This is a genomic window from Nocardioides stalactiti, assembly GCF_014180715.1.
Taxonomy (GTDB): Bacteria; Actinomycetota; Actinomycetes; order Propionibacteriales; family Nocardioidaceae; genus Nocardioides; species Nocardioides stalactiti.
This window is the reverse complement of record NZ_JACEFC010000007.1, coordinates 1-13221: the sequence shown is the minus strand read 5'-3', so window position 1 is coordinate 13221 and position 13221 is coordinate 1. Positions and strand designations below refer to the sequence as shown.

Sequence of the window (13221 nt, the reverse complement as noted above, 5' to 3'; positions counted from 1 at the left end):
TAGGCAAGGGACCAGGGTCCGGGCATCGGGCGACGGCACGCATTCCGCGACCGGCTCCTGCGATCCTGGTAGGAGACGTGCTCGCGCCCGCGGTCGGATGACGCGGCCCACCCCGGTGCCTACCCTGGATCCCATGCCCACCGGGATCCTGAGCGCGGCGCGCCAGCGCATCGAGGACAGCTGCCTCGCGCGCGGGATCCTCTATCCCTGGTGGGTCCCCGTGATCAGCCACCTCGCCCAGGGAGCGTGCCTGGTGCTCGCGCTGGGGCAGCGCGACGCGCTGTGGCCGCTGGACCCGCTGCTCCTCACCGTGCCGATGGTGCTGGCGGCGCCGGTGGCGCAGCTCTGGTTCCGCCTCGTGCTGCCATGGTGGCTCGACTCGCTCGGAGCCCTGGTGGCCACCGGGTGGTTGCTCTCCGTCGTCCCGCAGTACGACGTGCTCTCGCCGGTCGACGCCGCGCCCGCGATCCTCGCGTTCGCCGTCGCCGAGGCGACCGCGCGCGACGGCCTGCGCCCGGGGCTGCTCGTCGCCGGCCTCTCCTACGCGATGCTCGGGGTCGCCGCGATCAGCCCCGGGATCGTGGGCTTCCCCGTCTATGCGATCGAGCTCGAGGTGGGCTTCGTGGTCGGCGCGATGCTGCTGTGGCAGATGCGCGCGCTGATCGCCGAGCGCGAGGCCCGCGAGGCCGCCTGGCAGCAGGCGACGACCGCGGAGCGCGAGCGGATCGCCCGCGAGATCCATGACCTGGTGGCCCACTCCCTGAGCGTGACGCTGCTCCACATCACCGGTGCCCGGCACGCCCTGCGCGACGTGGCGGCCGGCGATCCCGGTGCGGTCGACGCCGTCGACGTGGTCGATGCCGTCGACGAGGCCGACGCCGCCCTGGCCGACGCCGAGCAGGTCGGCCGGCGAGCCATGGCCGACATCCGCCGCACGGTGAGCAACCTGACCCAGGAGCCGGCCGCGCGCCAGGTCCTCCCCGGGGCCGCCGACATCGCCGCGCTGGTCCGCGAGGTCGACCAGGCCGGACTCCATGTCGACTACGACGAGCGAGGCGACGTGGCGGGCCTGCCCGCCGCCACCGGGCTCGGCCTCTACCGGATCGCCCAGGAGTCGCTGACCAACGTCGCCAAGCACGCGCCGGGGAGCACCGCCCGCGTGTCCCTGGCGGTGGCGCGCGGCAACGCGAGGCTCGTCGTCCGCAACACGCTCGATGGCAGCCGCGGTCGTCGTACCGACGGACTCGGCTCCGGGCTGGCCGGGATGCACGCCCGCGCGACGCAGCTCGGCGCGACGCTCAAGGCGGGCCCGGACGGCGACGACTGGCTCGTCGACGTGCGCCTCGGCCAGCGCGCCGGCATCGAGCTCCCGTGCGGACACACGGTGCCGGGGATCGGCCGGCTGCCGGGTGCCACGGCGAGCGGCCCGGCCGCGAGCGGAGCGACCACGTGACCGAGCCGCTCTCCCCCGCGCTGGTTCGGGTCGTGCTCGTCGACGACCAGGAGCTGGTCCGGTCCGGGCTCAAGCGGATCCTGCGCCGTCGTGACGGCTTCGAGATCGTCGCCGAGTGCGCCGACGGCGCCGAGGTGCCCCGCGCCCTCGCGGTCCTCGACGACGGTGTCGACCCCGGCGTCGACGTCATCCTCATGGACCTGCGGATGCGCCAGGTCGACGGGATCACCGCGACCCGGCTGCTGGCCGGCGACGCGGCGGCCCCGCCGGTCCTCGTGCTGACGACGTTCGACGACGACGAGATGCTCTCGGGCGCGCTGCGGGCGGGGGCGGCCGGGTTCCTCCTCAAGGACTCCTCGGCCGACGACCTGATCCGCGCCGTCCGCACCGTCGCCGCGGGCGAGTCGTGGCTGGACCCGGCCGTGACCGGACGGGTGCTGCGCGGCTACCGCGACAGCAGCCCGGCGGTCGCCGCCAACGCCGGTGCCGCCGACGCGCTCACCCCGCGCGAGCTCGAGGTGCTGCGGGCGATGGCGGTCGGGCGCAGCAACGGGGAGATCGCCGACGACCTGGTCATCTCCGAGCTCACGGTGAAGAGCCACATCGGACGGATCTTCACCAAGCTCCACCTGCGGGACCGACCGGCGGCGATCGTCTACGCCTACGACAACGGGCTGGTCACTCCCGCGACCTCCTGACGGTCCCGGCGGGCCCCGCCTCCGCGACCGGCTCGCTGCCGGCCCCCGCCACGGCGGCCAGGACCAGCACGATCCCGACCATGCCGAGCACACCCACGCGCTCGTCGAGGAGCACCGCCGCCGCGACCGCCGCCGTCACCGGCTCGAGGAGGCTGGCGATCACCGCGGCCGTGCTCGACACGGTCCGCAGCCCGGCGTAGAGCAGCCCGTAGGCCAGCGCCATCGTCATCACACCGAGGTAGGCCAGCGCCCCGAGCGCCGTCGGGTCGCTGGTGGTGAACGGTCCACCGACGACCAGCGCGGCCGGGACCAGCGCAAGAGCGCCGGCCGTCGTCGCGACCGTGGTCAGCGCCAGCGGGTCGGTCCGCTGCGAGAGCGGGCGGCCGAGCGCGGTCGTCGCGGCGTACGTCGTACCGGAGGCGACGGCGAGGAGCACGCCGAGGCCGGGCCGGGGTCCGGTCGTGGCCCCACCGGCGGCGACGCTGACGAGAACCAGCCCGGCCAGGGCGGTGCCGATGACGACGACGCGCCTCGCGCCGGGGTGCCGCCGGTGGCGGACCGCCTCGGCCGCGGTCAGCAGGACCGGAGCCAGGCCGAGGCTCACCACGGTCGCGACCGTCACCCCGACCTCGACGACGGCGCCGAAGTAGAGCGCCTGGTAGGCACCGGTCCCGATCCCGACCGCGCACGCCGGCCCCGGCGCGGTCCGCAGCAGCGCGACCAGCTCGGCACCGCGACGCAGCACCGCGACGGCCGCGACGAGGACGACGGCCGCGATGAGCATCCGGTAGCCGCTGACCGTGACGAACGACAGCTCCGTGCGGTCGGTGATGACCTCGAGCGTGAGCCCGCCCGTGCCCCACAGCACCCCGGCGAGCGAGACCTGGAGGATCCCGATCTGCAGCACAGGTTCGCGCGAGACCGGGTGCCAGGACACGGGAGCCGAGCGTAGTGCGACGTGACCGCCGTCACACTTTTGCACTCTACTGGCGAGTAGTGCAAGAATCCTCTCATGACCGCGACGAAGTGGGAGGTACGGCGGGCCGAGACGACCCGTCGACTCGAGCGCTGTGCGCTCGAGCTCACCCGCGACCGCGGCTTCGACGGCTGGACGATGGACGACCTGGCGGCGGCCGCCGAGGTGTCGCGCCGGACGGTCTTCAACTACTTCGACAGCAAGGCGGACCTGGTCCTCGGTCCGGTCCACGAGAACAACGACGAGCTCGTGGCCGTGTTCGTGGCGGGCGGGCCCACCGGCCACCTCTGGAACGACGTGGTCCACACCGCGACCCGGACCGTGGAGGAGGAGGGCGCCGACGACGTCGAGCTCGCCGTCCTGCGCCGCAAGGTGATCGTCAGTGACCCCAAGGTCATCGCGATCGCCCACGAGCGGTTCGAGGTCGTCCTCGAGCGCTCGGTCGACCTGATCCTCCAGCGCGAGGGCCAGGCGTACGGCGTGCAGCGCGCCCGCCTGCTCCTCCAGCTCCTCGTCACCATCTTCGACGCGGCCGTCGCCAACGCCTCGGACGTGACGCGCTCGATGACCGACCTGATCAACGAAGCGGTGGCGGACGCCCGCGCCGTCCTCACCAGCTGACGCCGCGACCCGGCGTTCATCCCCACCGACCCTTCCCGGACCCAGGAGACCCCATGGCCCGCCTGCTCTACCGCCTCGGCACGACCGCCTACCGGCGCTGGTACTACTTCGTCGCCGGCTGGCTGCTCGTCGCCGTGGCCCTGGTCGCCGTCGCCGCTGCCTTCTCCAAGCCGATGTCCGACGAGTTCACGATCCCCGGGATCCCGTCGGAGGACGCTGCGTCGCTCCAGCAGGAGCTCTTCCCCGAGGCCGGTGACGCCTTCGACGACGCCACCGTCAACGTGGTGGTCGCCGCACCCGAGGGCCGGACGCTCGCCGAGCCGGCGTACCAGGCGCAGATCGACGAGCTGATCGCCGCGGTCCCGGGCCTCCCCCAGATGGGCGAGGGCGCGGACATCACGGCCCTCGTCGACCCCGTCGACGCGGCGGAGGGTGCCCCGGCGGCGTTCAGCCCGTTGTCCGAGGACGGACGGGTCGGCATCCTGCGGTTCGCGTGGGACGTCGAGACCCCGGCCGACATCGACCCGGAGACGATCGCCGCAGCCGAGGACCTCTTCGCGGAGCACGCCGTCGACGGTCTCGTGGTCGAGGCCAACGGCCCCGGCATGCAGTCGATGGCACCGCCGGGCGGCACCGCCGAGCTCATCGGCATCGGCATCGCGCTGATCGTCCTGCTGCTGACCTTCGGCTCCGCGATCGCCGCCGGCCTGCCGATCCTCACCGCCGTGTTCGGCGTGGTCCTCGGGATGACCGGGGTGACCGCGATGACCGCCCTGACCGACATCGGCTCGTCGACCCCGTTGCTCGCCTCGATGATCGGGCTCGCCGTCGGCATCGACTACACGCTGTTCATCCTGGCCCGCTACCGCACCGAGCTGCACCACACCGACGACCGGAAGCACGCGGTCGGCATCGCCGTGGGTACGGCGGGCTCCGCCGTCGTGTTCGCCGGGCTGACCGTGCTCATCGCGCTCTCCGCCCTCGCGATCGTGCGGATCCCGTTCCTCACCGCGATGGGTCTGGCGGCCGCTGCGACCGTGCTGATCGCGGTCCTCGTCGCACTGACGCTGCTGCCGGCCATCCTCGGCATGCTCAAGTCCTGGACGTTCCGCGGCCGGGTCCGCAAGGAGCGCGTCCGGCGCGACGAGCAGGGCCTGATCCTCAACAACGGTGTGCGCTGGGGCCGACTGGTCGGCAGGGCGCCGGTCGCGGTCATCGCCGTCGTCGTCATCGGCCTCGGTGCGCTGGCGCTGCCCGTCAGCCAGATGCACCTGGCGTTCCCGACCGACAGCACCGCGCCGACCGACAGCACCCGCCGCCAGGCCTCCGACCTGATCTCCGAGGCCTTCGGTCCCGGACGCGAGGGCCCGCTCCTGGTCGTCGTCGACGGCCGCGACATCAGCGACGACGGCGCGCGCCAGGCGGCGTTCGACGAGGTCACCGCGTGGGCCGCCGGCCAGGACGACGTCTCGGACGCGAGCCTGGTGGCCACCAACGCACCGCTCGGCCAGGACGGCGTGCCCGACGGCGTCGGTACCGGCGCGCTCATCCAGATCACGCCCGCGTCCGGCCCCGACGACGAGGCGACCCTCGACCTGCTGCAGACGCTGCGCGACGAGCAGTCCTCGATCGAGGACGCGACGGGGACGACCACCGGCGTCACCGGCCTGACCGCGATCACGACGGACGTGTCCGACCGGCTCAGCGGTGCCCTCCCGCTCTATCTGCTGGTGGTCGTCGGCCTGGCGTTCATCCTGCTGATGCTGGTGTTCCGCTCGGTCCTGGTGCCGCTCACGGCGACCCTCGGGTTCCTGCTGTCGGTGCTCGCCACGCTCGGCGTCACGGTCGCGGTGTTCCAGAAGGGTGCGCTCGGCATCTTCGAGGGCCAGCCCCTGGTGAGCTCGATGCCGATCTTCCTGATCGGGATGGTGTTCGGACTGGCGATGGACTACCAGGTCTTCCTGGTGACCCGGATGCGCGAGGCGCACGTCCACGGGCTGTCGACCCGCGAGGCCGTCGTCGACGGCTTCCGCAACAGCGCCCGGGTCGTGGTCGCCGCCGCGACCATCATGATCGCGGTGTTCGCGAGCTTCATGCTCGAGGACGACGCCGTCGTGAAGTCGATGGGCTTCGCCCTCGCCGCATCCATCCTGTTCGACGCCTTCATCGTCCGGATGGCACTCATCCCGGCGGTGCTCTACCTCCTCGGCGAGAAGGCCTGGTGGCTGCCGACGTGGTTGGACCGGATCCTGCCGAACGTCGACGTCGAGGGCACCTCGCTCGAGCGTGACTCGGTGCCCGCGAGCACCACGAGCGCCGACGACCTCGACGGGGAGCGCGACAAGGAGCTCGCGCCCGCCTGATCCTCAGGCGCCGAGCGCGCGCTCGATGTCAGGACGGATCTTGCCGGGCTTGGTGGTCGACCCGTAGCGGTCGACCACCTGGCCGTCACGACCCACGAGGAACTTGGTGAAGTTCCACTTGATGCCGCCGCCCAGGAGACCACCCTTCTCGGACTTCAGCCACGCGAACAGCGGGTGCGCGTCGTCGCCGTTGACGTCGACCTTGCCGAACATCGGGAAGGTGACGCCGAAGCTGTTCTCGCAGAACTCGGCGATCTGCGCCTCGCTCCCGGGCTCCTGGTGGCCGAACTGGTCGCACGGGAAGCCCAGCACCGCGAAGCCGCGGTCCGCATAGGTCTCCTGGAGCTGCTGGAGGCCGGCGTACTGCGGGGTGAACCCGCACTGCGACGCGGTGTTGACCACGAGGACCACCTGGCCGTCGTAGGCGGCGAGGTCGACCTCCTCGCCGTCGATGCTGGTGGCCTTGAAGTCGTAGAGGGATGGCATGGAACAAGTTTCACATCTGGGTGGTGAGCGGCCCCCACGGGACGCCCCAGCGGCCGCTGAAGGCGATCTCGGTGACCGGCTTGCGTGACCGGACCCGCTGCTCGCGCTCCTGGTCGCGCTCCGCGACCTCGCCCGGCTCGCCACGCTGACCGACGGCGATGCCGGCGACCAGCCGCCACCAGTCCGGGATGCCGAGCACCTCGGCGACCGCCACCTTGTCGAAGCCGCCGAACTGGTGGGCGGGCAGGTCCATCGCCTGCGCCTGGAGCACCACCTGGGCCGCCGCGAGGCCGAGCCCGTAGAGGTTGACGTCGGCATCGGTCGGCCGCACGTCCTCGAGCCGCTCGGGCTCGTCGGCGACCTGGGTCACGGCGAGGAGCACGAGCGAGGCGCGCGGGACCCATCCGGAGTTGCCCCGGCTCAGGTGCGGCACCAGCGCCTGGTGGCCGGCATCGCCGCGCTCGCACACGATGAAGCGCCACGGCTGGAGGTTGCCGCTGCTGGGCGCCCACTGGGCCGCGTGCAGGAGGAGCGCGATCTCGTGGGCGGTCAGCCGGTGCCGGGCGTCGAAGATGCTCGGGCTCCATCGCGAGCGCAGGGGCTCGGCCAGTCCTTCCGCGCCGGGCATCGGAGCGTGCAGGACCGGATCCGGCTGGGTGCGCATGGTGCCAGTATCCCGAGCGGTCCCCACGGTCGTCCGTCGCGACTCATCCTCAGGGATGAGTCGTTGCAACCTTCTCGGACAGGGTTGCGTCCTTCCGCTGACCACGCTGGATCAGCGACACCCGCCCCGGATCGGGGCTCCCTCTGGAAGGACCGACGTGCCCACCCTGCGCGCCACCCCACGCCCCACCCGCGTCCGCACCCTCGGGCGCCTCACCCTCGCCACGGCAGCGGTCGTCACCGCCGGCCTGGCCCCCACCCTCCCCGCACTCGCCGGGTCCGCAACGGCCGCGGCACCGACGACGATGGCCGGCCCCGGCTGGGTCACCGGCGTCGTCGTCGACGACGCGGGCAACCCCGTCCCGGGCGCCCTCGTCAACGTCCTCGCGCCCCGCGAGGTCCCCGGCCTGGAGATCCTGGGCGACACGGACCGCCGTGCGGTCACCGACAGCGAGGGCCGGTTCCGGGTCCGCCAGGACCCCCGCGGCTTCCTCGTGCAGGTCTGCGAGAAGCAGGTCGAGGCGCCGACGTCGTGCACCACCCCGGACCGCTCCGACCACCTGATGCGGTACGCCGGTCCTGACGGCCAGCACGACAGCTGGGTGCTGCACACCGACCTGTACGACGCGACGAAGTCCGACCTCGACGTCGGCACCGTCGAGCTCCAGGACCCCGCCCGGATCACCGGCACCCTCGAGGGTGCCGAGTACGAGGGCGTGCAGCTGCTGCGCCTCGACGGCTCCGTCGCCTGGCGCGGGCAGACCGACGAGCACGGCGCGTTCGCGTTCGAGGGCCTGGTCCCCGGCACCTACTCCGTGCGGGCCGGCGGCTTCGGCTCGCTCGTCTGGGAGTCCGACGAGGTCACCATCGACGCCGACCACCCCGGTCTCCTCCACGGCTCGCTCGAGCCCGGCGTCACCCTCACCGGCAAGGCGTACGACGAGGCGACCGGCGAGCCGGCGCGACGGACGGAGATCTTCCTCGCCGACGGCGACGGCGACTGGATCGCCAGCCTCTTCACCACCCGACGCGGCACCTACACCTTCACCGGGCTGCTGCCCGGCGACTACCAGGTCGGCAAGCTCATCCACAGCGGTGCGTTCGTCCCCAGCCACGAGCTGGTGACCGTGGACGAGGACGACGTGAAGGTGCGCCAGGACGTGCCGCTCTCCCGCGGCGCGACCGCGACCATCCGCCTGCGCGGCACCGACGGCCGTGTCGACAGCGAGCTGCGCGACGTCGACGGCAACGTCATCTACCCGAACCTGGTCCGCGAGGACGGCAGCGCGACGTACCCGGGCCTGGCCCGCGGCACGTACACCCTGGTCGCCAAGGACCGCCAGGGCTACGGCCTGCGGACCTTCCGGGTGCGGGAGATCAAGGACTACGACCTCGGTCGACTGCGCCTCGACGAGGAGCTGCTGACCCTCCGCGGTCGGACCGCGCCGTTCGCCGTCGTCGAGGCGACGACCAGCGACCTGTGCCCGGCCGACGACCCCGAGCGGCACGCCGGGTTCCACGAGATCGAGCAGGCCGATGCCGAGGGTCGCTACGTCATCCGCGGCCTGGTGCCCGGTGACCGGTGGATGGTCGCAGCGGACGGCTACCCGCGGAACTACGCGCCGATCTGCCACGAGGACGTGAAGATCTGGTCGTCCCGTCGGTTCGACGTCCCGCTCGAGGTCGGCCACCGGGTCACCGGTCGGCTGGTCTACGCCGGCACCGACCTGCCGGTGATCACGACGCTCGCCTACCAGGTCACCTATCCGCAGGGCCAGGTCACCAACCCGACCCGCGAGCACCCGACCCGGATCCGCACCCGCGGCGCGACCGGCGAGTTCACCCTCACCCGGCTCTCGTCCGGTGCCGCCACCGGCAGCCTGGTGACCTACGACCTCGACGAGGTGACGGACCCGCGGCTCTCCGTGGTGTTCCCCGCCCAGCCCGGTACGCCGTACTGGCTCGAGGCGGAGCCGATCGAGCTCGACATCCAGGACGACCTCGACCTCGGTGACATCGAGCTCGTGCTCCAGGGCGCCTAGCGGCCGGCGAGCACGGCCTGGGCAGCGTTGTAGCCGGGGATGAAGGTGATCCCCGGGCCGCCGTAGCAGCCGGCGCTGCCCAGGTGGAGCCCCTCGATCCCGTGGGGCTGGTCGACATATCCACCCGGACCCGGTCGGTACTGACCGAGCAGGTCCGGGTGGATCAGTCCGTGGCAGTAGTCCCCGCCGGGGGCCCCGAACATCGTCCCCATGTGCTTGGGGGTGAACGTCGTGTGCTTGAGGATCAGGCTCTCGAAGTTCGGGGCGAACCGGGTGATCCGGTCGATCACGCGCTGACCCATCTCCGCCTTCAGGCGGGCGTACTCGCCGGGGTCCTCCTCGACCGGGAACCACAGGGCGAACGCAGACGCGGCCGCCTTGCCGGGCGGGCAGAGGTCGGGATCGGAGGCCGACGGGATCTGGAACGCCACCGCAGGCTCGGCCGGCACGATCCCGCGGCGGCTGTCCTCGAACTGCCGCTGGAGGACCTCGGGCGTCGCGAACAGGCCGATCGCGCTCTGCATCCTCGGGTCGTTGAGGAACTCGTACGGCGTCGCGAACTCCGGGACGCCGTCGAGCGCGAAGTGCATCTGGACATAGCTGCCGCGGTGGTCGATCCGCCCCAGCCGGGCCGCGAGCTCCGGCGTGATCGCGCCGGCGGTCGCCAACGTGGTCAGGGTCAGGTCGGGCGCGACACCCGACACCACCACCGACGTCTCGATCCGCTCGCCGTCGGCGAGCACGACACCGGTGACCCGGCCGTCGACGACGGCGATCTCGACGACCGCGGCGTCGAGGCGGACCTCGCCGCCGGCCTCGACGTACTGCTGCTGGAGGTGTCGGGTGAGGACGCCGATCCCGCCCTTCAGCTTCTTGGTGAGGACCGTGTTCTCGTCGGGGACCGCCATCCCGAAGGCCAGCCCGGCGGCGCTGCCCGGGGAGGACGGACCTCGGTAGGTGGAGTTGACCGCGAGGAACGCGAGCATCCCGCGCAGGGCCGCGTGCTTCTCCTTGTCCGGCAGGTAGCGGTCGAGCACGTCGGTGCACGAGCCGAAGAGCATCTCGGTGATGCTGGCGCGCTCGGCCGCGGTGGTGGCGCAGGCATACATCTCGTCGACGGTCTTCGGCAGCGTGCCGTGCTCGAACCGGCCCAGCGCGCGGGTGGGGGCGGCGCTCCAGCCGGTCATCTCGGCCATGCCGAGCAGGACCTCCATGCCGTGGACATCCATCATGTGGTTCGCCGCGGCCTCGAGGTCGGTGTAGTAGATGAGCGGCGTGGTGGTCTCGTCGATGAGGGACACCGACATGACCTCGAGGTCCACCTGCGGCAGCGTGTCGAGGCCGAGCTCCTTGCTCACCACCGCCGAGGTCGGCAGCTGGACGGAGCCGGCGATCTCGAAGTGGTAGCCGTCGAAGAGCTCCACCGTCGAGGCCATGCCGCCCGCGTAGCGCTTCGCCTCGAGGACGAGGGTGCGGAGGCCGGCCCGCTGGAGGAGGGTCGCTGCGGTCAGCCCGTTGTGGCCGGCACCGACCACGATCGCGTCGTACGCCATGCGAGGGAGGTTCGCACTGCCGGGAAGTTTCGTCAATAGTGACAAAACAGGGTCAGTGGATCGGGAGCCCGTCCTCGATCGAGGTGAGGGCGGTCCGGCACAGCTCGGCGAGGTCGGCGAGGGTGCGCTCCTCGCTCTGCATCCACACCTCCATCCCGGCGAACACCGCGGCCGCGACGCACCGCGCGGTCACCGTGATGGGCAGCGTCTTCTCGGCCGCGTCGGAGGTACGACGCTGCAGGTGGTCGCGGACCGCGTGGGCGAAGTCGGACTGCACCTCGCGCATGTGGCGGACGATCCGGCTCGGGTCGAGTTCCTCGGAGCGCAGGCTCGCGATCTGGGTGACCGCCTCCACGTCGTACGGGAACGCGAAGATGGCGGCCTGGACGGAGTCGACGAGGGACTCGCCCGGCGGGCGGCTCGCCAGGGCGCGACGGAACCACTGGAGCCCCGCGTCGTAGTCCGCGAACAGCAGGTCGTGCTTGGACCCGAAGTGGCGGTAGAACGTGCGCAGCGAGACTCCGGCGTCGGCCGCGATCTGCTCGGCCGACGTCTCCTCGACGCCCTGGGCCAGGAACCGCACCATCGCTGCCCGCCGCAGGGCCTCACGCGTGCGCTCGCTGCGCGCGGTCTGCGGTGGGCTGGCCATGCGCCGCATCGTAAAGGACGCCTTGCTCGGACACCGTTCTGTCACTATTGACAAAACTTCGGATCCGGGGCGACGCTCGGCGCCATGGTCTCCCTCGTCGTGCACGCGGTCCTCGGCGGCGCCGTGGTGCTGTGGATCGTCCGGTCGAACCCGAACATCTTCCGGCGCCCGGCGCAGGGTCCGTTGCTCTCCCCGCTCGAGCTCGTCTATCTCACGGTCGGGGTGGTCTCCGTCGGGTTCGGCTGGTGGTTCAACGTCACCTTCGTCCTCGACTACGGACCGGACCAGCTCTTCTTCAACCCGCTGTGGGGCGACGGGAGCTGGGCGCAGTACATCGAGCTCATGTACGACAACCCGGCCGCCGGGTCGGCCGGCGCCGACTTCACGATCGCCAACGTCGTCATCCTGCCGATCGTCACGATCATCGACGGGCTGCGTCGCGGCATCGCGAAGCCGTGGCTGTTCTTCGTCGCCACCCTCTTCGCCAGCTTCACCTTCGGCTGGGCGTTCTACCTGCTGACCGTCGAGCGGCAGCGCCGCCTCGCCGCCGAGGCGTCAGCGGTCGGCGACGCGGACCACCCCGCCGACGGTGCCGACGTACGCGGTGCCGTCGGGTCCTAGGCTCACCGCCGCGTAGTGGTTGTTGTAAGGCAGACCCGAGCCGACGTACCGGCTCCAGACCTCCTCACCGGTGCGGATGGAGAACGCGGTGAGGAACCACGCGTCGGGTGCCAGCTCGCCGAGCGGCAGCGGCACCGTGAACGAGAGCTCCTCCACCGCCGGGTGGGTGTAGCCGTAGACCAGGCCGGAGGGCAGCGACGCCTTCGACACCGACGACGGGATCCGCGCGGTGTCGTTGTGCCAGGCGATCCGGCAGCCGCCGCGTCGGTAGCGCACCGCGACCTTGACCAGACCCGGTGTCGTCGTGACCTGGCGCGGCGCGAGCTGCTGGATCTCGTAGCCGTAGTTGTTCTCCGCGATGAGGCCGCCCGGGACGGAGATCAGGCTGTTCTCGTCGGCGCCCTCCCCCGCCGGGAAGACCGGCTGACGACAGACCGGCTGGCGGCCCGGCCCGGCCTTGCCGCGCTTGAAGACCAGGACGTTCATCCGCGGGTCGGCGTTGTCGGTGATCGCGATCCACCCGCCGGAGGGCAGGTCGGCGCTGCCGATGAGGGTCGGCGTCGTACCGCTGCCCTGGGAGACCTGGCTCGGCTTGACCCGGGTGCCGCGGTCGTAGGTCCGGCGCCACGTGACGTGCGGCCGGCCCGACCGTACGTCGAACCGGTAGAGCGCGAAGTCCGTGACGACGAAGACGCCACCGGACTCGTCGATCGCGAAGCTGTTGGCGATCACCTCGCCCTCGAGGACGCGGCTGCGGACCTTGCCGTCCCGACCGAGGAACCCGACGGTGCCCTGCTGGGTCACGAACCAGATCCGGTTCGACCAGTCCGGGAGGACGCTCTGGATCCGCTGGGTGCCGAGCGCCGGGCTCAGGTCGACCTCGCGGGCGACCGTGAACGCGTCGCCGGTGAAGCGGAGCCACAGGACGTGGTTCTCCGCGGTGGAGACGACGAGCCGGCCGCGGTGGTCGAGGTAGAAGTAGCCGCCCGAGAAGTTCTCGGTGTCCGGCAGCGGACCCCCGTCGCGGGGCGGCAGCTCGTAGGCCGCCAGCTCTGCCAGCGAGTCGGGGTCGAGGGCCTTGGCCACCGGCCGGCCG

12 protein-coding genes are annotated in these 13221 nt (G+C 71.9%); 6 read left to right on the top strand and 6 right to left on the bottom strand.

Going from position 1 to position 13221, the window contains the following annotated elements; genetic code table 11:
- Window positions 1-133: 133 nt before the first annotated feature.
- Both H0487_RS02505 and H0487_RS02500 read left to right on the top strand, forming a co-directional pair.
- The gene (locus tag H0487_RS02505) at window positions 134-1453 is read left to right on the top strand and encodes a sensor histidine kinase (protein ID WP_183092653.1); all 1320 of its coding nucleotides are present in this window, start codon (window positions 134-136) and stop codon (window positions 1451-1453) included.
- A complete protein-coding gene (locus tag H0487_RS02500; protein WP_183092652.1) occupies window positions 1450-2151 on the top strand; it encodes a response regulator transcription factor in 702 nt (233 codons plus the stop codon). Before H0487_RS02505 ends, H0487_RS02500 begins: the two co-directional genes overlap by 4 nt.
- Here the strand turns inward: H0487_RS02500 and H0487_RS02495 are convergent.
- The gene (locus H0487_RS02495) at window positions 2132-3088 is read right to left on the bottom strand and encodes a DMT family transporter (protein ID WP_183092651.1); all 957 of its coding nucleotides are present in this window, start codon (window positions 3086-3088) and stop codon (window positions 2132-2134) included. The genes H0487_RS02500 and H0487_RS02495 overlap by 20 nt on opposite strands.
- A gap of 75 nt (window positions 3089-3163) precedes the next feature.
- On the opposite strand from H0487_RS02495, the gene H0487_RS02490 reads away from it, so the two are divergent.
- Window positions 3164-3748 carry a TetR/AcrR family transcriptional regulator gene (locus H0487_RS02490; protein ID WP_183092650.1) on the top strand — a complete coding sequence of 195 codons (585 nt, stop codon included), beginning with the start codon at window positions 3164-3166 and terminating at the stop codon, window positions 3746-3748.
- Window positions 3749-3801: 53 nt separating this feature from the next.
- Window positions 3802-6111: an MMPL family transporter gene (locus H0487_RS02485; protein WP_183092649.1), complete on the top strand. Its 2310-nt coding sequence runs from the start codon at window positions 3802-3804 to the stop codon at window positions 6109-6111.
- A gap of 3 nt (window positions 6112-6114) precedes the next feature.
- Here H0487_RS02485 and H0487_RS02480 read toward each other — a convergent pair whose 3' ends face one another.
- Both H0487_RS02480 and H0487_RS02475 read right to left on the bottom strand, forming a co-directional pair.
- Complete coding sequence (locus H0487_RS02480) at window positions 6115-6597, bottom strand: glutathione peroxidase (protein ID WP_183092648.1); 483 nt, start codon at window positions 6595-6597, stop codon at window positions 6115-6117.
- 10 nt (window positions 6598-6607) lie between these two features.
- Window positions 6608-7261, bottom strand: a complete 654-nt coding sequence (locus H0487_RS02475; RefSeq protein WP_183092647.1) for a nitroreductase family protein — start codon at window positions 7259-7261, stop codon at window positions 6608-6610.
- 157 nt (window positions 7262-7418) lie between these two features.
- Between H0487_RS02475 and H0487_RS02470 the strand changes: the two genes are divergently transcribed.
- Entirely contained in the window at window positions 7419-9302 is a 1884-nt protein-coding gene (locus tag H0487_RS02470) for a carboxypeptidase-like regulatory domain-containing protein (RefSeq protein WP_183092646.1), read from the top strand.
- Here the strand turns inward: H0487_RS02470 and H0487_RS02465 are convergent.
- Together H0487_RS02465 and H0487_RS02460 are read right to left on the bottom strand one after the other, a co-directional pair.
- Window positions 9299-10855, bottom strand: a complete 1557-nt coding sequence (locus H0487_RS02465; protein ID WP_183092645.1) for a phytoene desaturase family protein — start codon at window positions 10853-10855, stop codon at window positions 9299-9301. The genes H0487_RS02470 and H0487_RS02465 overlap by 4 nt on opposite strands.
- 52 nt (window positions 10856-10907) lie before the next feature.
- On the bottom strand, window positions 10908-11504 hold the full coding sequence (locus tag H0487_RS02460; RefSeq protein ID WP_183092644.1) for a TetR/AcrR family transcriptional regulator: 597 nt from the start codon (window positions 11502-11504) through the stop codon (window positions 10908-10910).
- An 84-nt stretch (window positions 11505-11588) separates the two neighbouring features.
- Here H0487_RS02460 and H0487_RS02455 point away from each other — a divergent pair, with 84 nt between their 5' ends.
- Window positions 11589-12125 carry a DUF2834 domain-containing protein gene (locus H0487_RS02455; protein ID WP_183092643.1) on the top strand — a complete coding sequence of 179 codons (537 nt, stop codon included), beginning with the start codon at window positions 11589-11591 and terminating at the stop codon, window positions 12123-12125.
- On the opposite strand, the gene H0487_RS02450 is transcribed toward H0487_RS02455, so the two are convergent.
- Window positions 12060-13221: hypothetical protein (locus H0487_RS02450; protein WP_183092642.1), on the bottom strand; the 1162-nt coding region annotated here is incomplete at its 5' end. The genes H0487_RS02455 and H0487_RS02450 overlap by 66 nt on opposite strands.